This window comes from Streptomyces curacoi, from assembly GCF_001513975.1.
Classification (GTDB): Bacteria; Actinomycetota; Actinomycetes; order Streptomycetales; family Streptomycetaceae; genus Streptomyces; species Streptomyces curacoi.
The window spans coordinates 299,716-326,699 of the sequence record NZ_KQ947993.1 but is presented as its reverse complement, the minus strand read 5'-3'; the positions used below and the strand labels follow the sequence as shown (position 1 = coordinate 326,699).

The following is a 26,984-nucleotide window of genomic DNA, read 5'->3' as shown; positions in this document are numbered from 1 at the left end:
TCCTTTTAGAGCTCTGGCTCTTGGGCAACACAGCCCGAGGGCCAGAGCTTTTTTTGCGTTGAGGTAGGGTCAGGGAGCATCATTGGTACGTTTCCCACTGGAGGGCACCGGGTGGAGGTCCAGGAGACCCGTGTCCAGACGGACCGGGTCCTCACCATCCCCAACATCCTCAGCATGGCGCGGCTCCTTGGCGTGCCGCTGTTCCTGTGGCTGATCCTCAGGCCTGAGTTCGGAGGGCCTAAGAGCGACGGCTGGGCGCTTCTGGTGCTGGCTCTCAGCGGCGTCAGTGACTACCTGGACGGCAAGCTCGCGCGGCGCTGGAACCAGATCAGCAGCCTTGGCCGGCTCCTCGATCCCGCTGCCGACCGGCTCTACATTCTCTCCACGTTGGTCGGTCTCACCTGGCGCGAGATTCTGCCGATCTGGTTGACCGCTGTACTTTTGGCCCGGGAACTGGTTCTGCTGGTGATGGTGGGCATCCTCAGGCGCCATGGCTATCCGCCGCCGCAGGTGAACTTCCTTGGCAAGGCCGCCACGTTCAACTTGATGTATGCCTTCCCCCTGCTGCTGCTCAGTGACGGAACTGGATGGATCCCGTCACTCGCTGCTATTTTCGGATGGGCGTTCGCTGGATGGGGTACAACGCTGTACTGGTGGGCAGGAGTCCTCTACGTGGTGCAAGTCCGCCGCCTTGTCCGTGCGGACGCCATGGCCGACGGAACTCGCGGATTGAATCGGGCGTAGCGGCTCGATGGCCCGCGGCCGAAAAGTGCGGGACAATCTGGACGGGTGAAGTCGGCTAGACCGTCGTCTCTTCGAGGAGGACGCTTCCGACATGAAGGCCGTCGTGATGGCCGGAGGCGAAGGCACGCGCCTTCGCCCCATGACCTCAAGCATGCCCAAGCCGCTCCTGCCGGTGGCCAACCGGCCGATCATGGAGCACGTTCTGCGGCTGCTCAAAAGGCATGGGCTGAATGAGACCGTCGTGACTGTTCAGTTCCTGGCCTCGCTGGTCAAGAACTATTTCGGTGATGGCGAAGAGCTCGGAATGGAGCTCAGCTATGCCAATGAGGAGAAGCCACTCGGTACCGCCGGGAGTGTCAAAAACGCCGAAGAGGCGTTGAAGGACGATGCTTTCCTTGTCATCTCCGGCGATGCCCTGACCGACTTCGACCTCACCGACCTGATCAATTTCCACAAGGAAAAGGGCGCGCTGGTCACCGTCTGTCTGACGCGTGTGCCCAATCCGCTGGAATTCGGTATCACGATCGTCGACGAGGAGGGCCGGGTCGAGCGCTTCCTTGAGAAGCCGACCTGGGGCCAGGTCTTCTCGGACACCGTGAACACCGGTATCTATGTCATGGAGCCCGAGGTCTTCGACTATGTCGAACCCGACGTGCCCGTGGACTGGTCCGGTGACGTCTTCCCTCAGCTGATGAAGGAAGGCAAGCCGATCTATGGGTATGTCGCGGAGGGATACTGGGAGGACGTCGGCACTCACGAGAGCTATGTGAAGGCGCAGGCCGACGTCCTGGAGGGCAAGGTCGACGTCGAGATCGACGGTTTCGAGATCTCCCCGGGTGTATGGGTGGCGGAAGGCGCCGAGGTGCACCCAGATGCCGTTCTGCGTGGCCCTCTGTACATCGGGGACTACGCCAAGGTCGAGGCCGGCGCGGAAATTCGTGAACACACCGTCGTCGGCTCGAACGTGGTCGTGAAGAGCGGAGCCTTTCTGCACAAGGCCGTCGTGCACGACAACGTGTACGTCGGGCAGCACAGCAATCTGCGCGGTTGTGTCGTCGGAAAGAACACCGACATCATGCGCGCCGCCCGGATCGAGGACGGCGCGGTCATCGGCGACGAGTGCCTGATCGGTGAAGAATCGATCGTGCAGGGGAACGTGCGGGTCTATCCGTTCAAGACCATCGAGGCCGGCGCCTTCGTCAACACCTCGGTGATCTGGGAGTCGCGGGGCCAGGCGCATCTCTTCGGCGCCCGGGGCGTCTCCGGGATCCTGAACGTGGAGATCACGCCCGAGCTCGCAGTGCGCCTGGCCGGCGCCTATGCGACGACCCTGAAGAAGGGGTCCACCGTCACCACGGCTCGTGACCACTCCCGGGGTGCCCGGGCGCTGAAGCGGGCGGTCATCTCCGCGCTGCAGGCCAGCGCCATCGACGTACGTGACCTGGAGAACGTTCCGCTGCCGGTGGCGCGGCAGCAGACCGCGCGGGGCAGTGCCGGCGGGATCATGATCCGGACGACGCCCGGGGTGCCGGATTCCGTGGACATCATGTTCTTCGACGGGCAGGGCGCCGACCTGTCGCAGGCCAGTCAGCGGAAGCTGGACCGGGTGTTCGCGCGGCAGGAGTACCGGCGTGCGTTCCCAGGAGAGATCGGGGATCTGCACTTCCCGGCCAGTGTCTTCGACTCGTACACCGGGTCGTTGCTGCGGAACGTCGACACGACGGGGATCTCGGAATCCGGGCTCAAGGTCGTCGTGGACGCGTCCAACGGAAGTGCTGGGCTCGTGCTGCCCAGCCTGCTCGGCAAGCTCGGTGTGGACTCGCTGACCATCAATCCCGGTCTCGACGAGTCCAGGCCGACGGAGTCGGCGGATGCGCGGCGGTCGGGGCTGGTGCGGCTGGGCGAGATCGTGGCGTCCGCCCGGGCCGCGTTCGGGGTGCGGTTCGACCCCGTGGGTGAGCGGCTGTCGCTGGTCGACGAGAAGGGGCGGATAGTCGAAGACGACCGGGCCCTGCTCGTCATGCTCGACCTCGTGGCCGCCGAGCGACGCAGCGGCCGGGTGGCGCTGCCGGTGACCACCACGAGGATCGCCGAGCAGGTGGCGGCGTATCACGGGACGCAGGTGGAGTGGACGACCACCTCTCCGGACGACCTGACACGCGTCGGGCGCGACGACACCACGATCTTCGGCGGTGACGGCAAGGGCGGGTTCATCGTCCCGGAGTTCAGCAGTGTCTTCGACGGTACGGCGGCGTTCGTGCGGTTGATCGGGCTGGTGGCGCGGACGCAGCTCACGCTCAGCCAGATCGATGCGCGGATTCCGCGGGCGCATGTCATCAAGCGGGATCTCGCGACTCCCTGGGCGGTCAAGGGACTTGTGATGCGGCGGGTCGTCGAGGCGGCCGGAGATCGCTTTGTCGACACGACCGACGGTGTGCGGGTCGTGGAGACGGACGGGCGCTGGGTGATGGTGCTGCCCGACCCGGCTGAGGCAGTCACCCACCTGTGGGCCGAGGGGCCGGACGACGCGTCGGCTCAGGCCCTGCTCGACGAGTGGTCGGCGGTCGTGGACAGCGCCGGCCGCTGAAGCGCGGCACGCGCGCGTGCCGGACAGTGTCCCCTCAAGGGGCCTGTCCGGCACGCCGGTGGGGCCATTCGGAGGTAGCGGTCGCGACGTGCGACGATGTGCGGCATGCCGCAGCAGCCCCCCGTTCGGAGCACACCTACGCGCCCCTCGCGCCCGGACGCGTCCATGTCGCTGCTCACCAACGTCATGGATCACAGCCTCGACGACGGGTACGCCGAGGCAGCCGCCCGGAAGAAGGCCGCGGGCGACAGGGGCCTGCCCAAGACGCTCAGAGCCAAGCTGGGGCTTGCCGCCGGTTTGGTGCTCGCGGCGCTTGTGGTGACCGTGGGAGCGGCCCAGGCGCGGGTCGCGGCGCCTGTTGTGGCCAAGGAGCGCGAGGAGCTGATCGACCGCATCGACCGGGAGACCGCGGCGGCGGACAAGCTTGAGGAGAGCGTCGACGAGCTGCGTGAGGACGTGAGCGCGCGGCAGCGGGAGGCGCTGAAGAGGGCGGGCCATAGCGACCAGGCGGAGCTTGTGGGCATCCTCGCGGGCGCTGTAGAGGTCCACGGGCCCGGTGTGAAGCTGGTCGTGAACGACGCCAAGGAAGCGACCTCCGACGGTGACGGCGACCCGCGCGAGACGTCCGGGTTCTCCGACACCGGACGGGTGCGTGACCGGGACATGCAGCGGGTGGTCAACGGGCTGTGGGAGTCCGGCGCCGAGGCGATCTCGATCAACGGGCAGCGGCTGACGGCCCTGTCGGCGATCAGGGCCGCGGGTGACGCGATACTGGTCGACAACAAGCCGCTGGTTCCGCCGTACACGGTGCTCGCGGTGGGGGACGGGGAGCGGCTGAGCACCAGGTTCCAGGACAGTGCAGACGGGCTGTATCTGCACGCCCTGCAGGAGAACTTCGGGATCAGGACCAGCATTTCCGTGCAGGAAGACCTCCGGCTGCCCGCCGCCCCGAGCGTGACCGTACGTACCGCACAGCCGAACACCGAGAAAACCGAGAAGGGCACATCGTGATCGCCGTACTGGGCCTCGTCGTAGGAGTCGTGGCCGGCCTGTTGGTCCGGCCTGAGGTTCCGGCGGTCGTCGAGCCTTATCTGCCGATCGCCGTCGTGGCGGCTCTCGACGCCGTCTTCGGAGGTCTGCGGGCCATGCTCGACGGTATCTTCGACGACAAGGTCTTCGTCGTGTCGTTCCTGTCCAACGTGGTGGTGGCCGCGCTGATCGTGTTCCTGGGCGACAAGTTGGGCGTGGGCGCCCAGTTGTCCACCGGTGTCGTCGTCGTGCTGGGTATCCGCATCTTCTCGAACGCCGCGGCGATTCGTCGGCATGTCTTCCGGGCGTGAGGCCGATGAGCAACCAAGACGAGACCCCCGAGAACAGGCTGCGCAAGGAGCTGCCCGAGGAGGTGTCGGCCGGTGCGGCCGAGGCCGCGGCGGCCCCTGCGGAGCAGCGGACCGAGCTGAGCGGGCGGCAGCGGCTGGTGAAGGGGCTGTGGCCGCCACGGGTCACCCGGGCCCAGCTCATCGTCGCCCTGCTGCTGTTCGGTCTGGGCTTCGGCCTGGCCGTCCAGGTCGCGTCGAACAGCGACGGTGACAGCGCCCTGCGCGGCGCACGTCAGGAAGATCTCGTTCGCATCCTCGATGAACTGGATGACCGTACTCAGCGTCTTGAGGACGAGAAGCAAGGTCTCGAGAAGCAGCGCGACGAGCTGGAGAACAGCTCCAACCAGGCTGAGGAGGCCCGCAGGCAGACGGTCGAGAAGGAGAGGCAACTCGGCATTCTGGCGGGCACGGTGGCCGCGCAGGGACCTGGCATCACGATCACCATCGACGACACGAAGGGGACGGTCGAGGCGGACATGCTGCTCGACGCGATCCAGGAGTTGCGCGCGGCCGGCGCGGAGGCGATCCAGGTGAACGGCGTACGAGTCGTCGCCGGCACCTATCTCACAGATTCCGGCAACAGCGTGAGTGTCGACGGGAACAAGATCGACGCGCCCTATCGTTTCAAGGTCATCGGCAAGCCGCAGGACCTCGAACCGGCGCTCAACATCCCTGGAGGCGTGGTGCAGACTCTGGAGAAGGAGCAGGCCACCGTGACCATCGAGCGGTCGGACAAGATCGTCGTGGACGCCTTGCGGGCAGCGAAGCGGCCTGACTACGCTCGGTCGTCCTCCCAGTGAACCGGGGGTGCATGGGGGCCGTCCGACGAGGGCATGAGGTTGCGGGGGGTCGGCGCACCGAATGGGTGGTGCGTGGTGGAAACTGTCTGGTGGAGACGGACGTTGTGAGGATGTCCGGGTCGGTCAGAGAGTGCAGTCAGGGTTCGTCCTGCCCCACGGGCGGGTCTGTTTCGGTCAAGGGGAATCGCCCGTGAAGTTGTTTGCGAAGTTGTTCGGCAAGAGCGCGCGAGAGGGCAGCGGCAACGCGACCGCTCGTCATCGTGCGCAGGGGGACGCTGAGGGCCAGCGCCCGCTGTTCAGGGACCAGGTGCCTGGGCCGGGCGGTGATGTTTCCGGAGGTCAGGGCGCGCCGTCAGTTGACCCTGGCCAGTCCGGCGGCATAGGTTTCGGGCAACCGTCAACCTCAAGTACGGGTGGAGGGTTTTCCCCGATGTCGGCCCTGGTGTGTACGAGGTGCGGTAACCGCAACGCGGAGAACAGCCGCTTCTGTTCCAACTGTGGTGCGCCGCTGCGAGCTGGTGCGGCGGCCGAGCGTCCGTCCGAGACGACCTCCACGATCTCCATCTCCGGCCTTGAGGCCTACGATGCCGAGGCCACCGGTCAGACGCCGATTCCGGCGCTGTCTCCCGAGGCCCAGGCGGCCGTTGACGCGCTGCCGCTGGGCTCCGCGCTCCTGGTGGTGCGCCGTGGGCCGAACTCGGGCAGCCGCTTCCTGCTGGACGGCGAGCTGACCACGGCCGGGCGGCACCCGCAGAGCGACATCTTCCTGGACGACGTGACGGTCTCGCGTCGCCATGTGGAGTTCCGTCGTGGCCCGGACGGCACGTTCACGGTGGCCGATGTCGGCAGTCTGAACGGCACGTATGTCAACCGGGAGCGGATCGACCAGGTCGCCCTGAACAACGGTGACGAGGTGCAGATCGGCAAGTACCGGCTGGTCTTCTACGCGAGCCAGCGGGGCTACTGACCCTCCCCGGAGCCCGTCCGGGGAGACCCAGGGAAGGTCCATGCTGAAAACACCGAGCGGCGGTGCCGGGCACGGCATCGCCGCCACGGACGGTCGGCTGATGAGCATCGGCACGGTGCTGAACGTGCTGCGCGCGGAGTTCCCTGACATCACCATCTCCAAGATCCGCTTCCTGGAGTCGGAGGGCCTCGTCGAGCCGCAGCGGACTCCCTCGGGGTATCGCAAGTTCAGCGCCCACGACGTCGAGCGGCTCGGCCACGTACTGAGGATGCAGCGGGACCACTATCTGCCCCTCAAGGTGATCCGCGAACACCTGGACGCCATGGAGCGCGGCGAGGCCGTACCACTGCCGACCCTGTGCCGCCAGCGGGACGGTGAAGCCGCCCCGCAGCCCGCCGCGGCCCCCACAGCGGCCCGGATAGGACGGGCCGAACTGCTCGCCGCAGCCGACATCGGTGAGCAGGAGCTCAAGGAGTGGGAGTCGTACGGGCTGATCACTCCGCTGTCGGACGGGGCGTACGACGCCGAGGCGGTCACCGTCGCCTCGCTCATCGCCGAGCTGGGGCGGTTCGGGATCGAGCCAAGGCATCTGCGGGTGATGAAGGCCGCCGCCGACCGTGAGGCGGGGCTCGTGGACCAGGTCGTGGCGCCGCTGAGGCGGCACCGCAATCCGCAGACCAGGGCCCACGCGGAGGCCCGTGCGAAGGAGCTGGCGGGGCTCACGGTGAAGCTGCATGCCGCGCTGGTGCAGACCGCTCTCGGGGTGCGGCTGCCCTGAGCAGGACGGCCGGGGGAGTCCGGATCGGCCACCCGTTCTCTGCCCGACTACCCAAACATCCCGAGCACGGCCTAGGGTTGCTGTGTGAACGAGCTCGATGTCGTAGGTGTCCGGGTCGAAATGCCCTCCAACCAACCGATCGTGCTCCTGCGTGAAGTGGGAGGCGACCGCTACCTCCCCATCTGGATCGGGCCGGGGGAGGCGACAGCCATCGCCTTCGCCCAGCAGGGCATGGCCCCCGCGCGACCGCTGACCCACGACCTGTTCAAGGACGTGCTTGAGGCCGTCGGCCAGGAGCTCACCGAAGTACGCATCACGGACCTGCGTGAGGGCGTCTTCTACGCCGAGCTGGTCTTCGCCAGCGGGGTCGAGGTGAGCGCCCGCCCGTCCGATGCCATAGCGCTGGCCCTGCGCACCGGAACGCCGATCTACGGCAGCGACGGGGTGCTGGACGACGCCGGCATCGCGATCCCGGACGAGCAGGAGGACGAGGTGGAGAAGTTCCGCGAGTTCCTCGACCAGATCTCGCCGGAGGACTTCGGCACCAGCAGTCAGTGAGGCGGGTGGGCGGCCCGGCGGACTCGGTCCGTGACGGGGTTGCCCACAGCCGGTTACGGCTCAGATTCCGGCATGTGCCGGAGGCGAGTGTGAGCGTCGTGCGGCCTGCTCCGAGCGCATTCGGCTAGCCTTTCCCCGCGGTGGGGTACGGGAAACCACTCTTAGGGTGATTATCACTCGGCGTGCCGAGTGTGGCGATCGTTGACGCACCCCTGGTGACTGCCTACCGTCGAGAAGGCAGGTCAAGGACGGAGGTCGGCGTGAGAAGCAGCGGCGACGGTACGGCTGGGGGTGGCCCCGGAGGCAGCTTCGGGGTGAGCGGTCCGTGCCCGCCCCCTGGCTCTCAGCCGCGTTCGAGCATGGGGTACCCCCAGCCCGGAAGCGCGACCGAGCACGCTTCGCAGCTACCCACGGCCGTGCCGAGCAGCGGAGGGGCGGCGTCCATGGCGTCCGAGCAGATCGGCTATCGCGGTCCGACGGCGTGTGCGGCCGCCGGTATCACCTACCGGCAACTGGACTACTGGGCGCGCACCGGCCTCGTCGAGCCGAGCGTGCGGCCCGCGTACGGGTCGGGGACGCAGCGGCTGTACAGCTTCCGGGACGTCGTCGTCCTGAAGATCGTCAAGCGGTTCCTCGACACCGGTGTGTCGCTGCAGAACATCCGTACCGCGGTGCAGCATCTGCGGGAGCGGGGCTTTCGCGATCTGGAGCGCATGACGCTGATGAGCGACGGCGCGACGGTGTACGAGTGCACCTCGCCGGACGAGGTCCACGCGCTGCTGCAGGGCGGGCAGGGGATCTTCGGGATCGCTGTGGGTGTGGTGTGGCGGGACGTCGAGAGCGCGCTGTCCCAGTTGCACGGGGAGCGCATCGACACCGGAGAGACGCTGGTCGGGCACAATCCGGCGGACGAGCTGGCTCGGCGGCGTAACCGAGCGGTCTGAGCGGCCTTCGCCGTAACGCCGCGCAGTGGCTGGGCGGGCGGCGTCGGAGGGCGTGGACGGGCGGTCGCAGCAGGCGTTGTCAGTGGCGTGAGGCAGCATCGGAGATGTGAGAAACGCGCCCACGATCCTGCATCTCGACATGGATGCCTTCTACGCCTCGGTGGAGCAGGCATCCAAGCCGAGTCTGCGTGGAAAAGCCGTGATCGTCGGCGGGCTCGGGCCGCGCGGAGTCGTCGCCACCGCCTCCTACGAGGCTCGGGTGTTCGGGGTCCACTCGGCGATGCCGATGGCCCAGGCGCGCCGGCTGGCGCCGAACGCCGCGTATCTCGTGCCGCGCTTCGGGATCTACCGTGACATCAGCGAGCAGGTGATGGCGCTGCTGCGGGAGCTGTCGCCGCTGGTGGAGCCGCTGAGCCTCGACGAGGCGTTCGTGGATCTGGAGGCCGGGGGAGTGGCCTGGGACGAGGCGTCGGCGCGGCTCGTGGGGGCGAAGCTGCGCGCCGACATACGGGCGGTCACCGGCCTCTCGGGATCGGTGGGCCTCGCTGCGTCCAAGATGCTGGCGAAGATCGCCTCGGAGCAGGCCAAGCCAGACGGACTGGTGCTGATCGAGCCCGGGACCGAGCGGGCGTTGCTCGGACCGATGTCGGTGCGGACCTTGCCGGGCGTGGGGCCGGCGACGGGGGACCATCTGCGGCGGGCCGGGATCCATACGGTCGACGAGCTCGCCGAGGCGGGTGAGGACGAGCTCGTCCGGCTGCTGGGCAAGGCCCACGGGCATGCCCTGTACGCCATGGCCCTGGCGCACGACGAGCGGCCCGTGGTGGCGGAGCGGGAGGCCAAGTCGGTGTCGGTCGAGGACACGTATGACGTGGACATCCATGACCGGGCCCGGGTGGGCATGGAGGTGCAGCGGCTGGCCGACCGTTGCGTGCGGCGGTTGCGTGCGGCCGGGTTGTCCGGGCGGACCATCGTGCTGAAGGTGCGGCGGTACGACTTCTCCACGCTGACCCGCTCCGAGACGCTGAGAGGGCCCACGGACGATCCGGCGGTGGTGCGGGAGGCCGCGGCGCGGCTGCTGGATTCCGTGGACACCACGGGGGGCGTACGGCTGCTGGGGGTCGGGGTCAGCGGTCTGGCCGACTACACGCAGGAGGACCTGTTCGCGCAGGCGGCGGGGGAGCAGGTCGAGCATGCCGAGGAGGAGGGCGACCAGGAGGAGTTCGCGGGGGAGCGGGAGGCCGCGCCTGCCGAGCGGCGGTGGGTCGCGGGGCACGATGTGCGGCACACCGAGTACGGGCACGGGTGGGTGCAGGGGAGTGGGCTCGGGCGGGTGACCGTGCGGTTCGAGACGCCCGAGTCGGAGCCGGGGCGGGTGCGGACGTTTCGGGTCGACGACCCGGAGCTGGAACCGGCGGAGCCGTTGCCGTTGGTGGTGCGAAGACCCGGGGGCGTCGACGATTCGGGCTCGGTGGGTGTGGGGTGACCGCCGGGGCGTCGGCTAGGGACGGGGACAGGAGGTGGCGGGTTCTCTGCGCCCGGCGTCGTGGTCGTTGTAGGGGGGGGGACGCTCGCCCGTGCTTGCGAGGTGCCGCCTGCGGCCACCCGTGCCGGCCGGGCGGCACGACTGCCCGCAGGCTGCGCCAGTCGGTGGGCGGGTCATGTGTCTTCCCTGCCGGCCAGTTTCCCGAAGTCCCGGTCCGGGAGTGGGGACGGAGGGGCTACGTCGAGGCCGTAGTGGTGGTAGAGCTGGAGTTCCTGCTCGGGGGAGAGGTGGCGGCCCACGCCGAAGTCGGGGGCGTCCTTGATCAGGGCGCGGTCGAAGGGGACATGGAGGCTGCCTTCGACCAGTTCGCTGGGCTCCAGGGGGACGAAGGCGTCCCGGGAGAACAGGCCGGTGCGTATCGCCGCCCATTCCGGCACTCCGGTCGCGTCGTCGAGGTAGACCTCGTCGATGGTGCCGATCTTGGTGCCGTTGCGGTCGAAGGCCTTGCGGCCGATCAGGTTGCGCGGATCGATGTCGGTCTGCACGGGCCCTCCACTCGTTCGCAACTCATCCGTTAGCACTACGAAAAGGCACATCGGGGAGCGCGGCCACTCGAAGACCCGGGCGTTGACCTCGCTGGTAGGCTTGCTAACGGCTGCTGACCCCGTGCGGGAGAGTCCTCCAGACACCATCGGAGGCGCCGAAGGAGCAAATCCTCCCCGGAATCTCTCAGGCCCACGTACCGCACGGACGAGGTCACTCTGGAAAGCAGGGCGGGTGTCGACGGCTTCCGCTCTCACCGACGGTGAAAGCCAGGGGGCCTTCGGGCGACCCGGTGAAGCTCTCAGGTTGAGATGACAGAGGGGGAGGCCGTCGGGGTACCCGCGCCGTGGTGCCCCTCGAAGGTCGCGTCAGACCAGGAGGCCTCCGCAATGACCGCCCATCGCATTCCGCTCTCCGAGCTCGAACAGGGGATCCCCTTCGAGCAGCGTCATATTGGTCCTGATCACGAGGCTCGGGCCAAGATGCTCGCCCACGTCGGATACGGCTCGCTCGACGAGCTCACGGCCGCCGCGGTGCCGGATGTGATCAAGAACGCCGATTCCCTGGATCTGCCGGGGGCGCGCACCGAGGCCGAGGTGCTCGCCGAGCTGCGGTCGCTCGCCGATCGCAACCAGGTGCTCGACTCGATGATCGGGCTCGGGTACTACGGGACCTTCACGCCGCCGGTCATCCTGCGCAATGTGATGGAGAATCCTGCCTGGTACACGGCCTATACGCCGTACCAGCCGGAGATCTCGCAGGGGCGGCTCGAGGCCCTGCTGAACTTCCAGACCATGGTCGCCGACCTCACCGGGCTGCCGACCTCCGGTGCCTCGCTGCTCGACGAGGGGACGGCGGCGGCGGAGGCGATGGCCCTGTCCCGGCGCATGGGCAGGAACAAGAAGGGGCTGTTCCTGGTCGACGCGGATGTGCTGCCGCAGACCATCGCCGTGATCGAGACCCGTGCCGAGCCCACCGGGGTGGAGGTCGTGGTCGCCGACCTGAGCGACGGCATTCCGGCCGAGATCGCCGGGCGTGAGATCAACGGCGTGCTCCTCCAGTACCCGGGCGCCTCCGGTGTCGTACGGGACCTCAAGCCCGTCATCGACCAGGCTCACGAGCTCGGCGCCCTCGTCACGGTCGCCGCCGATCTGCTCGCGCTCACGCTGCTGAAGTCGCCCGGTGAGCTCGGGGCGGACATCGCGGTCGGTACGACGCAGCGGTTCGGTGTGCCGATGGGCTTCGGCGGACCGCACGCCGGCTACATGGCCGTACAAGAGAAGTTCGCGCGCAGCCTGCCGGGGCGGCTCGTGGGTGTGTCCGTGGACGCCGACGGGAACAAGGCGTACCGGCTGGCCCTGCAGACGCGTGAGCAGCACATCCGGCGGGAGAAGGCGACCAGCAACATCTGCACCGCGCAGGTGCTGCTGGCCGTGATGGCCGGGATGTACGCCGTGTACCACGGGCCCGAGGGGCTGAAGGGGATCGCGCGGCGGACCCATCGGTACGCCTCGATCCTCGCCGCGGGGCTCACGGCCGGTGGCGTCGAGGTCGTGCACGGTTCCTACTTCGACACGCTGACCGTACGGGTGCCCTCGAAGGCCGCCGAGGTCGTCGCCGCCGCCCGGCAGAGCGGCGTCAACCTGTACCTGGTCGACGCCGACCATGTGTCCGTCGCCTGTGACGAGACCACCTCGCGGACGCAGCTGGGGGCCGTGTGGACGGCGTTCGGGGTCGAGGGCGACATCGAGGCGCTGGACGCGGCGACCGAGGACGCCCTTCCGGACGGGCTGCTGCGCACCGACGACTACCTCACCCACCCCGTCTTCCACCAGTACCGCTCCGAGACCGCGATGCTGCGCTACCTGCGCAGGCTCGCCGACCGTGACTACGCGCTGGACCGGGGCATGATCCCGCTCGGCTCGTGCACCATGAAGCTCAACGCGACCACCGAGATGGAGCCGGTCACCTGGCCGGAGTTCGGGCAGCTGCACCCCTTCGCGCCCGCCGAGCAGGCGCAGGGCTATCTGACGCTCATCCGCGAGCTGGAGGAACGTCTCGCCGAGGCCACCGGCTATGACAAGGTGTCGCTCCAGCCCAACGCCGGGTCGCAGGGTGAGCTGGCCGGGCTCCTCGCCGTACGTGGGTACCACCGGGCCAATGGCGACGAGCAGCGGACCGTGTGTCTGATTCCGTCGTCCGCGCACGGTACGAACGCCGCCAGCGCCGTGATGGCGGGCATGAAGGTCGTCGTCGTGAAGACCGCCGACGACGGTGAGGTCGACGTCGAGGACCTGCGGGCGAAGATCGAGCAGTACCGCGACGAGCTCGCGGTGCTGATGATCACGTACCCGTCGACGCACGGTGTCTTCGAGGAGCACGTCGCCGACGTCTGCGCCCAGGTGCACGAGGCCGGCGGGCAGGTGTACATCGACGGGGCCAACCTCAACGCCCTCGTGGGGCTCGCGAAGCCCGGGCACTTCGGTGGTGACGTCTCGCATCTGAACCTGCACAAGACCTTCTGCATTCCGCATGGCGGTGGCGGTCCGGGGGTCGGGCCGGTGGGTGTGCGTGCGCATCTGGCGCCGTATCTGCCGAACCACCCGCTGCAGCCCGCGGCCGGTCCGGAGACGGGTGTGGGGCCGATCTCGGCTGCGCCGTGGGGTTCCGCGGGCATCCTGCCGATCTCCTGGGCGTACGTCCGGCTCATGGGTGGTGAGGGGCTGAAGCAGGCCACGCAGGTGGCGGTGCTCTCCGCCAACTACATCGCCAAGCGGCTGGAGCCGCACTACCCGGTGCTCTACACCGGACCGGGCGGGCTGGTCGCGCACGAGTGCATCATCGATCTGCGGCCGCTGACCAGGGCGACCGGGGTGAGCGTCGACGATGTGGCCAAGCGGCTCATCGACTACGGCTTCCACGCGCCGACGATGTCGTTCCCGGTGGCCGGGACGCTGATGATCGAGCCGACCGAGTCCGAGGACCTGCACGAACTCGACCGGTTCTGTGACGCGATGATCGCCATCCGCGCGGAGATCGAGAAGGTCGGGTCGGGTGAGTGGCCCGCCGAGGACAACCCGCTGCGCAACGCTCCGCACACGGCTGGTGCGCTGGGCGGGGAGTGGGAGCACGCCTACAGCCGTGAGGAGGCCGTGTTCCCGAGTGGTGTGTCGGCCGCCGACAAGTACTGGCCGCCGGTGCGCCGGATCGACCAGGCCTTCGGTGACCGGAACCTGGTGTGCTCCTGCCCGCCGCTGGATGCGTACGAGGACTGACGTCCGGGCGTGGATGACATGAGGGCTCCGTCCTGGCCGTAACCGGCCGGGGCGGAGCCCTTGTCCGTCACGGCGTGGTCAGTGCCACCTCCGTGGCCTTGACCAGCGCGACGACGGGGGCGCCGGGGGACAGGGCCAGGTCGGTGGTGGCGTCCCGGGTGATGGCCGCGGTCAGGGCGCCGCCCTCCACGGCGATCTTCACGGAGGCCATGGCGCCGCCCGTGGTGATGCCGGTGACCGTGCCGGGGAGCTGGTTGCGGATGGACAGGCCCTCGACCGGGGCGGTGGCGAGGGAGATCTCCGTCGCTTTCACGAGGGCCTTCACGGGGGTGCCCTCGGCCAGGCCTAGATCCTCCACGGCCTCCCGGGTGATCGCCGCGGTGAGGTCCTGGCCGCCCGTGAGGCGGACCTTGACCGTCGCCATGACCTCGCCGGGGGTGATGGCGGTGATCGTGCCGGGGAGCTGGTTGCGGATGCTCAGGCTCATGGGGCGCCTCGCAGACGGTGGGGGTGTGGGGGCGGGCTTGGGTGGTGGCTTGGGGGGCTTGGGTGGGGGGTTTGCTTTGTGGCTATTTGGGTTGGTTCTCACCGTAGTGCGTCGTGGGTGTTATGCCGGGTACGCGTGCGTCTGCGTTGCCTTGACCGTCGCCCATACCGAGGCACCCGGGTGCAGGTCCAGTTCGGCTGCGGCGACCGTCGTGAGATCGGCGGCGAGGGGGAGTTCGCCGGTGAGGTCGGCGCGGATTTGGTCGCCGTGGGTCTCCAGGCCGGCGACCTCGCAGTGCCAGAGGTTGCGGGCGCTGGAGCCGGTGGGGCGATTGCGGTGGAGCGTTACGGCGCTCGGTGGGAAGGCCACGAAGGCCGGGCCGGTGAGGTTCTCGGTGGTCGTGATGGCGGGGCCTGGGTCCAGGTGGACCGTGTGCCCGTCGGCATGGCCTCGGTAGAGGTTGAGCCCGACCAGTTGTGCGATGTAGTCCGTGCGGGGGTGGCGGGCGATGTCGGCGGGGGTGCCTTCCTGGACGATCTGCCCGTGTTCGATGACGACGAGGTGGTCGGCCAGCACCATGGCGTCCAGGGGGTCGTGGGTGACCAGGACGGCTACGGCTTCGAAGTCGGCGAGGTGGTGGCGGAGTTGGGCGCGCACCTCCAGGCGGGTGCGGGCGTCCAGGGCGGCGAGGGGCTCGTCCAGGAGCAGCAGGCGGGGGTTGGTGGCCAGGGCGCGGGCGAGGGCGACGCGTTGGGCTTGGCCGCCGGAGAGGTGGCGGGGTTTGGTGGTGGCGTGGTCCTTGAGGCCCATGCGGTCCAGCCATGCGGCGGCCTGGGTGCGGGACTGTGACTTGGTGGCGCCTTGGCAGCGGGGGCCGAAGGCGACGTTGTCCAGGGCTGTGAGGTGGGGGAAGAGGAGGTAGTCCTGGAAGACGACGCCTACGGGGCGGGATTCGGGGGGTGTGTGGTGCAGGGGGGTGCCGTCCAGGTGGAGGTGGCCGGTGGTTAGGGGGAGCAGGCCGGCCAGGGCGCGTAGGGCGGTGGATTTGCCGGCGCCGTTGGGGCCCAGGAGGGCCAGTACCTCGCCGGGGGCGGCGGTGACGGTGATGTCGAGGTGGAATGGGGGGCGGTCGACGACCAAGTGGGCGTTCAGGCCTGGGGGGTGAGGGGGGTTGGGGGTGGTGGCGGGTTTTGGGTCGTCGACGTCGGTCATTAGGGGTGTCCGGTGGGGTGTGGGTGCGGGTGGTTTTTGGGCATCCGGCCTTCGGCCGGATTTGGGTTCCCACCCGCACCAACCGTGCTGCTTTCGTCGTCGGGTGCGGGTGGCCCCTGTGGGGCTCAGCGCCGTCGGCGGCTGCGGGCGTCACGGGGGCGGCTGGCTTGGGGCAGGGTGGGGTGGCTGGGAGCTTCGGGGCTGGGCTCGGTTGTTTGTGAGGGGGGCGGGTTTTGGTCATGCTGCTCGCATCCAGCGGTCCCGCAAGCCCGCCAATACGGCGATCGAGACGGCCAGCAGTACCAGGCTGAGGGCGATCGCCGCCTCCGGATCGTTCTGGAGGGCCAGGTAGACGGCGAGTGGCATCGTCTGGGTTCGGCCCGGGAAGTTGCCCGCGAAGGTGATCGTCGCGCCGAACTCGCCCAGGGCGCGGGCCCAGGCCAGGACCGCGCCGGCTGCGATGCCCGGGGCGATCAGGGGCAGAGTGACCCGGCGGAACGCGGTGAAGCGGGAGGCTCCGAGTGTGGTGGCCGCCTCCTCGTAGCGGGGGTCGGCCGCGCGCAGGGTGCCCTCGACGCTGATGACCAGGAACGGCATCGCCACGAAGGCCTCGGCGATCACGACCCCCGTCGTGGTGAACGGGAGGGTGATGCCGAACCAGGAGTCCAGCCAGCGGCCTACGACGCCGTTGCGGCCCAGGGCCATCAGCAGAGCCACGCCGCCCACCACCGGGGGCAGGACCAGGGGGAGGGTGACCAGCGCGCGGACCAGGCCGCGGCCCGGGAACTCAGTGCGGGCGAGGAGCCAGGCCAGAGGGACGCCGATGACCAGGCTGACCGCCGTCGCCGCCGTGGCGCAGATCAGGGACAGCTGGAGTGCCTGCCACACCGCGGCGCTCGTCAGCTGCTCGGGCAGGCTGCGCCAGGGGGCGCGGACGAGGAGGGCGATCAGGGGCAGGAGCAGGAACGCCAGACCTGCGAGTGCGGGGAGCAGCAGGGGGAGCGGGATGCCTGGGCGGACGCGGTCGTGGCGGCGGCCGGAGCGCACCGTGTCCGCGGCGTTCGTCGTGTCCGGCGAGGTCATGGCTTGAGGAACCCGGCCGCGGTCAGCACGGACTGACCCTCGGCGGACCGCACCAGCTCGATGAAGGCCTTGGCGGCCTCCGGGTTGGGCGCGTCCTCGAGCAGGGCGATCGGGTAGTCGTTGATGGCGCCGGCGGACTCGGGGAAGTCCACGCCCTCCACCTTGTCGCCCGCGGCCTTCACGTCGGTCTTGTAGACGACCGCCGCGTCGGCCTCCTTCAGCTCCACCTTCGTCAGGGCGCTCTTCACGTCCTGCTCATAGGAGACCGGGGTCAGCTTGAGGTGGCCGGCGGCGAGGGCCTTTTCGGCGGCGGAGCCGCACGGGGCCGTCGTGTCGCACAGCACGACCTTCAGGTCTGACCTGGTGAGGTCCTTGAGGGACGAGATCTTGTCGGGGTTGCCCGGCAGGGTGGCGATCTCCAGTTGGTTGCGGACGAAGATGACCGGCGCGGAGGCGTTGTCCTGCTTGTCGGTCACGATCGCCATGGTCTTGGTGCTGGCGGCGGCGAAGACGTCGGCCGGGGCGCCCGCGGTGATGCTGGCCGCGAGGGAGTCGCTGCCACCGAAGTTGAAGGTGACCTTCGTGCCCGGGTGCTCCTTCTCGAACTCCCTGCCGAGCGTTGTGAAGCTCTCCTTCAGGGAGGCGGCGGCGAACACCGTGACCGTGCCGGACAACTTCGCGGAGGAGGCCGAGGAGCCGCCCGGCTTGGCGGACGCGTCGGATGCGGAGGGCGAGGAGCAGGCGCTCAGGGCCAGCAGCGCGGCGGCGCCCACGCCGGTCGCCTGCAGCAGCCGACGGGTCCGGTGCGTGGAACGGGTCATCACTGAGCTACTCCTCTGTCTGCCACGGACGAGCCGTCGTGTCTCGCTACGGACCCTCGATGGCCGTGCGGCGATGATACTGCCGCATTTGCGAGCCGCAGGTCTTTAGTGGCATCGCATGAGCTGTGCCTCCGCGGGTTGTGGGTACGCATGTGCGTCCGGTGGAGAAGAGGTGCTGTGGGGCGCGGGTGCCGTGCGGATGAGCCATGGTGCGGGTGCCGGGCGGGCCGGTCAGGGTGCGGGTGCCCTGCGGGCCGGTCAGGTGCGGTCGATGTGGACGTTCGTCGACTTCACGCGCGCGGTGGCCTCCATGCCGACCTCCAGGCCCAGTTCCTCGACTGCCTCGCGGGTCAGCAGGGAGACCAGTCGGTGCGGGCCCGCCTGGATCTCGACCTGAGCCGCCACATCGCCGAGTTTGATCGCGGTGACGATGCCGGGGAAGGCGTTGCGGGCCGAGGTGTAGGAGGTCTCCTCCTCGTCGGTGCCGGACTTGGCGAGTTCGACCGAGAACGCGGCGAGGTCCTTGCCGTCGATGAGTCGTCGTCCGGTCTCGTCGCGGTGGGTCGCCACCCGGCCCGCGTCCGCCCACCGGCGCGCGGTGTCCGGGCTGACGCCCAGCAGCCGTGCTGCCTGGCCGATCGTGTAGGACTGCATGCCGGTCACGATAGGTGCAGAGCCGGGAACTATCGGCATGGGGCTGGCCGTTGGGCATATCGCGATATAGCGTTAGTGTCGTTGGTGACGTTGCGATCGGGGTGAGGGTATGTCGGCTGATCTCTCGCGTACGGGGCTGCGGGCCTCGGACGTGGACCGGGACCGTGTCGTGGACGTGTTGAACGCCGCGGCGGGGGACGGCCGGCCGACCATCGAGGAGCTGGACGAGCGGGTGACCGTCGCCCTCTCCGCCCGCACCCTCGGCGAGCTGGCCGAGCTGACGGCGGATCTGCCGGCGGTGCCGGGCGGGGGCGAGGTCAAGGACGTGGTCCGTATCGAGCAGCAGGGCGGTTCGGCGGCGCGGGGCGAGGGATGGGTGGTGCCCCGGCGGCTGGAGATCGAGTCGTCCTGGGGCGATGTGACTCTCGACTTCACCCGGGCGGTGACGACTCACGACCCCCTGCAGATCGACCTGGACATGAGCGGCGGCGCGCTGAGACTGCTCACACGGCCGGGCATCGTGGTGAACACCGACTCCCTGGTGATCGAATTCGCCAAGATCAAGGCGCGCTCGGGCGGTGATCCGGGCACACCGGTCGATCTGCGGGTCGAGGTCGGCGGACGGATGAGCTATGGGCAGGTCCTGGTACGGCCTCCGCGGCGCACGCCGTTCAGGAGATCCCCGAGGCCCTGAGCACTGCCAGCGCCGTCGCGTCGTCGATCTGACGGCGCAGTCGCTCCAGTACGTCCGTGCCCTCGCGCAGCGTCCCGCGTTCATGTGAGCGGCGTACTCCCGTGTCCAGCTCGTGCCACAGCAGCGGGTTGGCGACCAGGATCCGTGGGTCGAGTTCCAGGCGGCTGCCGTCCGTGTCGCGCAGGGTCAGGCGGGCGGAGACGTCGTCGTGCTGCCGTACGGCCACCAGCGCGTCCGTACGCACCGCCTGCCGTCGTACGAGGCCACGCACCATCAGCCAGCCAGAGCCCGCTGTCACACGCTCCGGGAGCAGGATCACGAACAGCAGGGCCGTCAGTGCCAGCCACAGCAGGGCGCGAAGCGGTGTCAGGGTCTCCGCGTCCCAATCGACGAGCAGGGTCATGACAAGGAAGGTGAGAGTGCAGCCCGTGGCGAACCGGACGTCGGCGCGCCAGTGGCGGTCGCCGGTCGGGCTCGGACGGGGTCTGCTTCCTTGCACAGTGCCGACGGTAGGGGCAGCGGTGGCCGGGCGAGCGCTGTTCGACGGTGCTCTGACGGCTTAAGGCTCACCTTTGACGCGAACCTGTTGGCCGTGGCCGTCTCAGCCGGTGTGCACTCGGGGCCTGCGGGCGGGGTCCGGCTCGGCCTCGCGCAGGACCTCGCGGGTGACGGGGGCGACCTCGCCCTGGCCGAAGAGGATGAAGCGAAGGAAGTTGGAGAAAGGGTTGCCCTCGGTCCACTCGAAGTAGATGTGCGGGATGCGGTCGGTCGAGTCGCGGACGTGGAGGAGGAGGGCGGCCAGGGCGTTGGGTATGGACGAGGACTCCAGGGTCAGGACGCGGTAGCGGCCGTGCATGACCTCGCCGCGCACCGTCAGGCCCGCCTCGAACTCGGACGGGTCGGTGACCGTCACCTCGACGAAGACGAAGTCCTCCTGCTCCGTCAGGTCGTTGTCGGTGCGGATCTGCTCGATCTTGTCGCGGTACTCGGCCTTGTCGCGCCGGTCGGGTTCATTGGCGATGAAACGTATCTTCCGGCTCGCGATGTCCCGGACGAATCGTTCCGCCATGTCGTCCAGCGTCACGCTGGTCACGCGGAGCTCGAAGGCGCGCAGCAGCCGTGAGAGCAGGGAGATGAGGATGATCCCGGCGATGAAGCAGGCACCGATCTTCACACCGTCGGGGCGCTCGATGACGTTCGCGACGGTCGTGTAGAGGAAGACCGCCGAGATGACCGCGAACGCGATGGTCCAGTTCCGCTGACCGGCCTTGCGGGCCGCGATGGTCACGGCGATCGCGGCGGAGCTGATGAGGACCAGCACGCCGGTGGCGTACGCGCCGCCCTGGGCGTCGACGTCCGCGTCGAAGATCCAGGTGACCAGGAAGGCCACCAGCGTGAACACGATGACCATCGGCCGCACCGCACGCGCCCAGTGCGGGGCCATGCCGTAGCGGGGCAGATAGCGGGGCATCAGGTTGAGCAGGCCGGCCATGGCGGAGGCGCCGGCGAACCACAGGATGGCGATCGTCGAGACGTCGTACACCGTGCCGAAGGTGCCCCCCAGGTACTGGTGCGCGAGGAACGCCAGCGCCCGGCCGTTGGCCTCTCCGCCCGACTCGAACTCCTTCTCCGGGATGAGGAGAGTGGTGATGAAGCTCGTGGCGATCAGGAAGCAGCTCATGATCAGGGCGGCGGTGGTGAGCAGCTTCTTGGTGTCCCGGATGCGCCCCCTGGGCTGTTCCTCGGTGTCGCCCGGCTCGCCCTGGACGTGCGGCATCACGGCGACGCCGGTCTCGAACCCGGAGAGGCCGAGGGCGAGCTTGGGGAAGACGATCAGGGCCACACCGATCATGACGAACACGTTGCCGTGCTCGGCCGTGAGGGCGTGGGACCAGTCGGTGATCACGTGCCCCTCGGTGAGGACGTGGTACAGGCCGACGACCACGACGACGGCGTTGAGCGCGAGATAGCTCGCGACCAGCGCGACCGCGACGCCGATCGCCTCCAGGAACCCCTTGAGGAACACCGCGCCGAGCAGCGCCACGAGCAGCAGGGTGATCAGCAGCTGCTTGTCGTGCAGGGCGCTTTGCAGATGCGGGTTCTCCACCAGGTGGGTCGAGGCGTCCGCGGCCGACAGGGTGATGGTGATGAGGAAGTCGGTGGCGGCGAAGCCGAGCAGGGTCAGGACGAACAGCTTGCCCTTCCAGAAGGACAGCAGCCGCTCCAGCATCGCGATCGAGCCCTCGCCGTGCGGGCTCTCCTCCGCCACCCGCCGGTAGACGGGCAGGGCGCCCGCCAGGGTGACGACCACGAGCACGATGGTCGCGATCGGGGAGAGCAGACCGGCGGCGAGGGCGGCGATGCCCGGCTGGTAGCCGAGTGTCGAGAAGTAGTCGACGCCGGTGAGGCACATGACCCGGTACCAGCGCTGACCTTTGTGAGCCGGCTCCGGTTCCGCGTGCGGGCCGGGGAGGCCGTGGCGCTTGCCCATGTCCGACAGGCCCTCCAGCATCCAGGCGCGCAGGCGACTGGGCGGCGGGTGTTCGGTCGTGGCCATCGGCGTGCTCCTGATGTGCGGCTCAGCGTGGAAGTCCGGCCATCACGCGGACGGCCGCACCAGCGTAAGCAGAGCGTGACGCTGGGGCCCACGGATGAAGGGGCCGCGAGCGTCAAGCTTCCGTTAAGACTGGCCGGTCCGGCGTGGGCCGCACACCAACAGCCGAGCTCCGGGGCCGTATGGCCACCGGCCCGGCGGTCTGGAGGGAGGGCAGCGCCGCTTCGCGGCATCGGACACACAGCGTCATCGCGCGGGTGTTCTTCCGCGAGGTCATGCGCTGAGCCGCCGTTGGGGGCCCGTGGTTCCGCCGCTGCCTGCGCTGACCGCCGGCCGCGGTTCCGGCAGGCCGCCGCGGCCGCACCGCCAGGGGCACCGTGCCGCTGTTCCGAGTGCGCCTTCGAATCCTTGGACACGCCTTGGACAAGCCTTGGACAGGCGCCGTAAGAGTCCCGTCAAAGGCGGATCAACCGCCGTATGGGACCCGTCAATGACGGTCGAATCCGGCCATGGAGGCGGTTTGCTCTGACCGTCCCTTCCGACCGAACGTCAATCAAGGAGTTCACGGTGGCCGATCTGGCCTTCGTCGTCACCACGATCGCGGTCTTCGCGCTGGTGGCCCTCGTCGCCCGGGGGGTGACCAAGCTGTGACCGCCGAGCACATCGTCGGCCTGGTCGTGGCCGTCGCCCTGCTGGGGTATCTCGTCCTCGCCCTGATCTTCCCGGAGAGGTTCTGAGCCAGGACATGGGCCCCGTACTCGCCGGCGTGCTCCAACTGCTCGCCCTGATCGCCGCTCTGGCGCTCGCCTACATCCCCCTCGGCAACTACCTGGCCAGGGTCTACTCCTGCGACCAGCACTGGCGCGTCGAGAGGTGGATCTACAAGGGCATCGGTGCCAACCCCGACGTCGAGATGCGCTGGACCGCGTATCTGCGCGGTGTGCTCGCCTTCTCCGTCGTCGGTGTTCTCTTCCTCTACCTGCTCCAGCGGATCCAGGGTGTGCTGCCCGGTTCGCTCGGCTTCGCCTCCATCGATCCCGACCAGGCGTTCAACACCGCCGTGTCCTTCGTGACCAACACCAACTGGCAGTCGTACTACGGCGAGCAGGCCATGGGCCATGTCGTGCAGACCGCCGGTCTGGCCGTGCAGAACTTCGTCTCGGCCGCGGTCGGTATCGCCGTCGCCGTGGCGCTGGTGCGCGGCTTCGCGCGCTCCCGCACCGGTGAACTCGGCAACTTCTGGGCCGACCTGGTGCGCGGTACGGTCCGCGTCCTGGTGCCGGGCGCCGCGATCGCCGCGGTGGTGCTGGTCGCGTGCGGTGCCATCCAGAACTTTTCCGGCATCCACGAGGTCGGCCAGTTCATGGGTGGCTCGCGGCAGTGGAACGGCGGCGCGGTCGCCTCGCAGGAGGCCATCAAGGAGCTGGGTACCAACGGCGGCGGCTACTTCAACGCCAACAGCGCCCACCCCTTCGAGAACCCCACCCCGTTCTCGAACCTCTTCGAGATCTTCCTGATCCTCGTCATCCCGTTCGCGCTGACCCGGGCCTTCGGGCTCATGGTCGGCTCGGTCAAGCAGGGGTACGCGATCCTCGCCACCATGGGCACCATCTGGGTCGGCTTCGTCGCCCTGATGATGTGGACCGAGTTCGCCCACCACGGCCCGGCGTTCGACATCGCGGGCGGGGCGTACGAGGGCAAGGAGGTCAGGTTCGGCGTCGGTGCCTCGTCGATCTTCGCGACGTCGACGACGCTCACCTCGACCGGTGCGGTGGACTCGTTCCACTCCTCCTTCACCGGCCTCGGCGGCGGCATCACCCTGCTCGGCATGATGCTGGGTGAGATCGCGCCCGGCGGGACCGGCTCCGGCCTCTACGGCATGCTGATCATGGCGGTCATCGCGGTGTTCGTCGCCGGTCTGATGGTGGGCCGTACGCCCGAGTACCTCGGCAAGAAGATCGGCTCCCGCGAGATCAAGTCGGCCGCCTGCTACATCCTGATCACTCCGGCGCTCGTGCTCGTCTTCACCGCGTTCGCGATGGCCCTGCCGACCCCGGCCCACTCGATGACCAACAGCGGGGCGCACGGATTCTCCGAGATCCTCTACGCGTACACGTCCGCCGCCAACAACAACGGCTCGGCCTTCGCCGGTCTGAACGCGGACACCCACTGGTTCAACACCACACTCGGGCTGTGCATGCTGCTCGGCCGCTTCCTGCCGATGGTGTTCGTGCTGGCGTTGGCCGGCTCGCTCGCCGAGCAGACGCCCGTGCCGGCCACCGCGGGCACCCTGCGGACCGAAAAGCCGCTGTTCACCGGCCTGTTGGTGGGCGCGGTCCTGATCATCGCCGGTCTGACGTACTTCCCTGCCCTGGCGTTGGGGCCGCTGGCCGAGGGGCTGGCGTCATGAGCACCGACGTAACGAATCACGAGGATTGCATGTCCACCGCCACCGCGACCCGGCCGCCGCACAGCGACCTACCCACCGGGCGCAGGCCCCCCGAACGCCGTGTGGGCGCGGGCCTCTTCGACCCCCGGCAGCTTCTCGGATCGCTGCCGGACGCCTTCCGCAAGCTGGACCCGCGGGTGATGATCAAGTCGCCTGTGATGTTCGTGGTGTGGATCGGGTCCGTCCTGACCACGGTCTTCTCCTTCAAGGACCCGGGTGACTGGTTCGGGTGGACCATCAGCGCCTGGCTGTGGCTGACCGTGTTCTTCGCCAACCTGGCGGAGGCCGTCGCCGAGGGCCGCGGCAAGGCGCAGGCCGACACCCTGCGCAGGGCCAAGACCGACACCGTCGCCCGGCGGCTGCTCGCGGACGGTGCCGAGGAGCGGGTGCCCGGCACCGAGCTCCGGATCGACGATCGGGTGGTCTGCGAGGCGGGCGACATCATCCCCGGCGACGGTGATGTCGTCGAGGGGGTCGCCTCGGTCGACGAGTCGGCGATCACCGGAGAGTCGGCGCCCGTCATACGTGAGTCCGGCGGCGACCGTTCAGCCGTCACCGGCGGCACGAAGGTCCTTTCCGACCGCATCGTCATCAAGATCACGACCAGGCCCGGCGAGACCTTCATCGACCGGATGATCAACCTGGTCGAGGGCGCGGCCCGGCAGAAGACACCGAACGAGATCGCGCTCAACGTCCTGCTCGCGTCGCTGACGATCGTCTTCCTGCTCGCCTGCGCCACCCTGCCGCCCCTCGCGGCCTACGCCGGTACGCACCTGACGATGGTCGTGCTGGTCGCCCTCCTGGTCTGCCTCATTCCGACCACGATCGGCGCCCTGCTCTCCGCGATCGGCATCGCGGGCATGGACCGCCTGGTCCAGCGCAACGTCCTGGCGATGTCGGGCCGCGCGGTCGAGGCCGCCGGTGACGTCTCGACGCTGCTGCTCGACAAGACCGGCACCATCACGCTCGGCAACCGCCGGGCCGCCGCCTTCGTGCCGGTGCACGGCACGACGGAGGCCGAGGTCGCGGATGCGGCTCAGCTGTCGTCGCTGGCGGACGAGACGCCGGAGGGCCGCTCCGTCGTCGTCCTGGCGAAGGAGAGGTACGGGCTGCGCGAGCGTCACCAGGGGGAGTTGGCGCACGCCGAGTGGATCCCCTTCACCGCCCAGACCCGTATGTCCGGTGTCGACGTCGACGGCAGGAAGATCCGCAAGGGGGCCGCCGCTTCGGTCATGTCGTGGGTACGGGAGCGGGGCGGCACGGTCGCCGACGACGCCGACGGGATCGCCGACCGGATCTCCGAGGCCGGCGGCACCCCGCTGCTGGTCGCCGTCGAGGACGCCGAGGGCGCTCGCGTGCTCGGTGTCATCCACCTCAAGGACGTCGTCAAGGACGGTATGCGGGAGCGGTTCGAGGAACTGCGCCGCATGGGCATCAAGACCGTCATGATCACGGGGGACAACCCGCTGACCGCCAAGGCCATCGCCGAGGAGGCGGGCGTCGACGACTTCCTCGCGGAGGCCACTCCCGAGGACAAGATGGCCCTCATCAAGCGGGAGCAGGCCGGCGGCAAGCTGGTCGCGATGACCGGCGACGGCACCAACGACGCGCCCGCCCTCGCGCAGGCGGACGTCGGCGTGGCGATGAACACCGGTACGTCGGCCGCCAAGGAGGCCGGCAACATGGTCGACCTCGACTCCGACCCGACCAAGCTCATCGAGATCGTCGAGATCGGCAAGCAACTACTCATCACCCGGGGCGCGTTGACGACGTTCTCCATCGCCAACGACGTCGCCAAGTACTTCGCGATCATCCCGGCGCTGTTCGCGGCCGTCCATCCGGGCCTGGACAAGCTCAACATCATGGGCCTGTCCTCGCCGGACTCCGCGATCCTGTCCGCGGTCGTCTTCAACGCGTTGATCATCATCGCGCTGGTGCCGCTGTCCCTGAAGGGCGTGCGGTACCAGCCGGTGAGCGCGGACCGGATGCTGCGGCGCAACCTCACGATCTACGGCCTCGGCGGGCTGATCGCGCCGTTCATCGGCATCAAGATCATCGACCTGCTCATCTCTCTGATCCCCGGGATCGGGTGAAGGACCATGAACAACTCCGTAGCGAACACCGGCCGGTTGCTGGGCGCGGCCCTGCGGGCGCTGGTCGTGTTGACTGTGCTCACAGGCGCCGTCTATCCGCTGGCTGTCACAGGTGTGGCGCAGGCCTTCTTCCACGACAAGGCGAACGGCTCGGAGATCAAGGCGGACGGCAAGGTCGTCGGCTCCTCCCTGATCGGTCAACAGGGCTACGGCCTGGACTACTTCCAGCCCCGCCCGGCCAACGGAGTGGGTGAGAACTCGGTCAACAGGCAGTACACGCTGATCCTTTCCGGCGCCACCAACCGTTCCGGCGACAACCCCGAGCTCATCGAGTGGGTGAAGGAAGCGAAGGCGAAGGTCATCAAGGAGAACTCCGTGCCCGGCTACACGGTCAAGGCCGCCCAGGTCCCCGCCGACGCGGTCACCTCCTCCGGTTCCGGCCTCGACCCGCACATCTCCCCGCAGTACGCGGCCCTCCAGGTCCACCGAGTCGCCCAGCGCAACGGCCTGAGCGTCGCGCAGGTGCGGAAGCTGGTCGACGACCACACCGAGGGCCGCACCCTCGGCTTCATCGGCGAGCCGCGCGTGAACGTCCTCGAACTCAACATCGCGCTCAGGGGACTGGTCGAGGGCAGTTGATCAAGGGCAGTTGATCAAGGGAAACTCGTCGAGGGCATCTGATCGAGGGCATCTGTCCGATGGGCCGGCGCCGGTGGCCGAGCGTCCGGGGCCGTCGAGTCACTCGCCCGATCCACCTTGGGCTCTCTGGGAGGCATCCCGTCAGCGCCCGGCCGGTCGCTGTCAGCATCTGGCCGACCGCCGTCAGCATCCCGTCAGTGTCCGGCTGACCGCCGTCAGCATCACGTCAGGGCCGTC

The 26,984-nt window shown here is 68.9% G+C and carries 25 protein-coding genes and 1 riboswitch; of the genes, 17 read left to right on the top strand and 8 right to left on the bottom strand.

Annotated elements, in window-relative coordinates; translation table 11 throughout:
• The first annotated feature begins 111 nt into the window (after window positions 1-111).
• The 10 genes from clsA (at window position 112) to AQI70_RS31395 (ending at window position 10,243) form a co-directional block, all read left to right on the top strand.
• Window positions 112-744 (top strand): cardiolipin synthase ClsA, encoded by a 633-nt coding sequence (gene clsA, locus AQI70_RS31440; RefSeq protein WP_062155844.1) that lies wholly within the window; start codon window positions 112-114, stop codon window positions 742-744.
• A 91-nt stretch (window positions 745-835) separates the two neighbouring features.
• Complete coding sequence (locus tag AQI70_RS31435) at window positions 836-3,331, top strand: mannose-1-phosphate guanyltransferase (RefSeq protein ID WP_004002796.1); 2,496 nt, start codon at window positions 836-838, stop codon at window positions 3,329-3,331.
• Window positions 3,332-3,436: 105 nt separating this feature from the next.
• Window positions 3,437-4,342 (top strand): DUF881 domain-containing protein, encoded by a 906-nt coding sequence (locus AQI70_RS31430; protein WP_208607480.1) that lies wholly within the window; start codon window positions 3,437-3,439, stop codon window positions 4,340-4,342.
• The gene (locus AQI70_RS31425; protein WP_003988855.1) at window positions 4,339-4,671 is read left to right on the top strand and encodes a small basic family protein; all 333 of its coding nucleotides are present in this window, start codon (window positions 4,339-4,341) and stop codon (window positions 4,669-4,671) included. The genes AQI70_RS31430 and AQI70_RS31425 overlap by 4 nt, the downstream gene beginning before the upstream one ends.
• Window positions 4,672-4,676: 5 nt before the next feature.
• Window positions 4,677-5,510 (top strand): DUF881 domain-containing protein, encoded by an 834-nt coding sequence (locus AQI70_RS31420; RefSeq protein WP_062155842.1) that lies wholly within the window; start codon window positions 4,677-4,679, stop codon window positions 5,508-5,510.
• A 61-nt stretch (window positions 5,511-5,571) separates the two neighbouring features.
• Entirely contained in the window at window positions 5,572-6,477 is a 906-nt protein-coding gene (locus AQI70_RS37945; RefSeq protein WP_079051551.1) for an FHA domain-containing protein, read from the top strand.
• Window positions 6,478-6,517: 40 nt separating this feature from the next.
• Window positions 6,518-7,255 (top strand): transcriptional regulator FtsR, encoded by a 738-nt coding sequence (gene ftsR / locus AQI70_RS31410; protein ID WP_062155841.1) that lies wholly within the window; start codon window positions 6,518-6,520, stop codon window positions 7,253-7,255.
• Between the two features lie 84 nt (window positions 7,256-7,339).
• Window positions 7,340-7,813 (top strand): bifunctional nuclease family protein, encoded by a 474-nt coding sequence (locus tag AQI70_RS31405; protein WP_004002801.1) that lies wholly within the window; start codon window positions 7,340-7,342, stop codon window positions 7,811-7,813.
• A gap of 359 nt (window positions 7,814-8,172) precedes the next feature.
• Window positions 8,173-8,757 carry a MerR family transcriptional regulator gene (locus AQI70_RS31400; RefSeq protein WP_078504334.1) on the top strand — a complete coding sequence of 195 codons (585 nt, stop codon included), beginning with the start codon at window positions 8,173-8,175 and terminating at the stop codon, window positions 8,755-8,757.
• 106 nt (window positions 8,758-8,863) lie between these two features.
• On the top strand, window positions 8,864-10,243 hold the full coding sequence (locus AQI70_RS31395) for a DNA polymerase IV (protein ID WP_062155840.1): 1,380 nt from the start codon (window positions 8,864-8,866) through the stop codon (window positions 10,241-10,243).
• A gap of 173 nt (window positions 10,244-10,416) precedes the next feature.
• Here the strand turns inward: AQI70_RS31395 and AQI70_RS31390 are convergent, their stop codons facing one another.
• Window positions 10,417-10,788, bottom strand: a complete 372-nt coding sequence (locus AQI70_RS31390) for a PRC-barrel domain-containing protein (RefSeq protein ID WP_004002804.1) — start codon at window positions 10,786-10,788, stop codon at window positions 10,417-10,419.
• Window positions 10,789-10,902: 114 nt separating this feature from the next.
• Window positions 10,903-10,998: riboswitch (glycine riboswitch) on the top strand.
• Between the two features lie 177 nt (window positions 10,999-11,175).
• On the opposite strand from AQI70_RS31390, the gene gcvP reads away from it, so the two are divergent.
• Complete coding sequence (gene gcvP, locus AQI70_RS31385) at window positions 11,176-14,061, top strand: aminomethyl-transferring glycine dehydrogenase (RefSeq protein ID WP_062155839.1); 2,886 nt, start codon at window positions 11,176-11,178, stop codon at window positions 14,059-14,061.
• A 67-nt stretch (window positions 14,062-14,128) separates the two neighbouring features.
• Here gcvP and AQI70_RS31380 read toward each other — a convergent pair whose 3' ends face one another.
• From AQI70_RS31380 to AQI70_RS31360, 5 genes are all read right to left on the bottom strand, one after another.
• On the bottom strand, window positions 14,129-14,548 hold the full coding sequence (locus AQI70_RS31380; protein ID WP_062155838.1) for a TOBE domain-containing protein: 420 nt from the start codon (window positions 14,546-14,548) through the stop codon (window positions 14,129-14,131).
• Between the two features lie 120 nt (window positions 14,549-14,668).
• Window positions 14,669-15,760 (bottom strand): ABC transporter ATP-binding protein, encoded by a 1,092-nt coding sequence (locus AQI70_RS31375; RefSeq protein WP_062155837.1) that lies wholly within the window; start codon window positions 15,758-15,760, stop codon window positions 14,669-14,671.
• 237 nt (window positions 15,761-15,997) lie between these two features.
• Window positions 15,998-16,843 (bottom strand): molybdate ABC transporter permease subunit, encoded by an 846-nt coding sequence (modB, locus tag AQI70_RS31370; RefSeq protein WP_062155836.1) that lies wholly within the window; start codon window positions 16,841-16,843, stop codon window positions 15,998-16,000.
• On the bottom strand, window positions 16,840-17,664 hold the full coding sequence (modA, locus tag AQI70_RS31365) for a molybdate ABC transporter substrate-binding protein (RefSeq protein WP_062155835.1): 825 nt from the start codon (window positions 17,662-17,664) through the stop codon (window positions 16,840-16,842). The genes modB and modA overlap by 4 nt, the downstream gene beginning before the upstream one ends.
• A 258-nt stretch (window positions 17,665-17,922) precedes the next feature.
• Entirely contained in the window at window positions 17,923-18,318 is a 396-nt protein-coding gene (locus AQI70_RS31360; RefSeq protein WP_086026079.1) for a TOBE domain-containing protein, read from the bottom strand.
• Between the two features lie 109 nt (window positions 18,319-18,427).
• Between AQI70_RS31360 and AQI70_RS31355 the strand changes: the two genes are divergently transcribed.
• Window positions 18,428-19,012: a DUF1707 SHOCT-like domain-containing protein gene (locus AQI70_RS31355; RefSeq protein WP_062155834.1), complete on the top strand. Its 585-nt coding sequence runs from the start codon at window positions 18,428-18,430 to the stop codon at window positions 19,010-19,012.
• Here the strand turns inward: AQI70_RS31355 and AQI70_RS31350 are convergent.
• Both AQI70_RS31350 and AQI70_RS31345 read right to left on the bottom strand, forming a co-directional pair.
• Complete coding sequence (locus tag AQI70_RS31350; protein ID WP_062155833.1) at window positions 18,990-19,511, bottom strand: hypothetical protein; 522 nt, start codon at window positions 19,509-19,511, stop codon at window positions 18,990-18,992. The two genes, AQI70_RS31355 and AQI70_RS31350, sit on opposite strands and share 23 nt — an antisense overlap.
• A 102-nt stretch (window positions 19,512-19,613) precedes the next feature.
• Window positions 19,614-21,569, bottom strand: coding sequence for an APC family permease (locus AQI70_RS31345; protein ID WP_062155832.1), 1,956 nt, complete (start codon window positions 21,567-21,569; stop codon window positions 19,614-19,616).
• Between the two features lie 474 nt (window positions 21,570-22,043).
• Between AQI70_RS31345 and AQI70_RS39290 the strand changes: the two genes are divergently transcribed.
• From AQI70_RS39290 to AQI70_RS31325, 5 genes are read left to right on the top strand one after another with little or no spacing between them, the layout of a single operon-like run.
• Window positions 22,044-22,217: a hypothetical protein gene (locus AQI70_RS39290; RefSeq protein ID WP_159042713.1), complete on the top strand. Its 174-nt coding sequence runs from the start codon at window positions 22,044-22,046 to the stop codon at window positions 22,215-22,217.
• Window positions 22,214-22,303, top strand: coding sequence for a K(+)-transporting ATPase subunit F (gene kdpF, locus AQI70_RS31340; protein ID WP_062155831.1), 90 nt, complete (start codon window positions 22,214-22,216; stop codon window positions 22,301-22,303). Before AQI70_RS39290 ends, kdpF begins: the two co-directional genes overlap by 4 nt.
• A gap of 8 nt (window positions 22,304-22,311) precedes the next feature.
• The gene (gene kdpA, locus AQI70_RS31335; RefSeq protein ID WP_062155830.1) at window positions 22,312-23,976 is read left to right on the top strand and encodes a potassium-transporting ATPase subunit KdpA; all 1,665 of its coding nucleotides are present in this window, start codon (window positions 22,312-22,314) and stop codon (window positions 23,974-23,976) included.
• Window positions 23,977-24,005: 29 nt separating this feature from the next.
• Window positions 24,006-26,108 carry a potassium-transporting ATPase subunit KdpB gene (gene kdpB / locus AQI70_RS31330; protein WP_062155829.1) on the top strand — a complete coding sequence of 701 codons (2,103 nt, stop codon included), beginning with the start codon at window positions 24,006-24,008 and terminating at the stop codon, window positions 26,106-26,108.
• Window positions 26,109-26,114: 6 nt separating this feature from the next.
• Window positions 26,115-26,747: a potassium-transporting ATPase subunit C gene (locus tag AQI70_RS31325; RefSeq protein WP_062155828.1), complete on the top strand. Its 633-nt coding sequence runs from the start codon at window positions 26,115-26,117 to the stop codon at window positions 26,745-26,747.
• The last annotated feature ends 237 nt before the right edge of the window (window positions 26,748-26,984 follow it).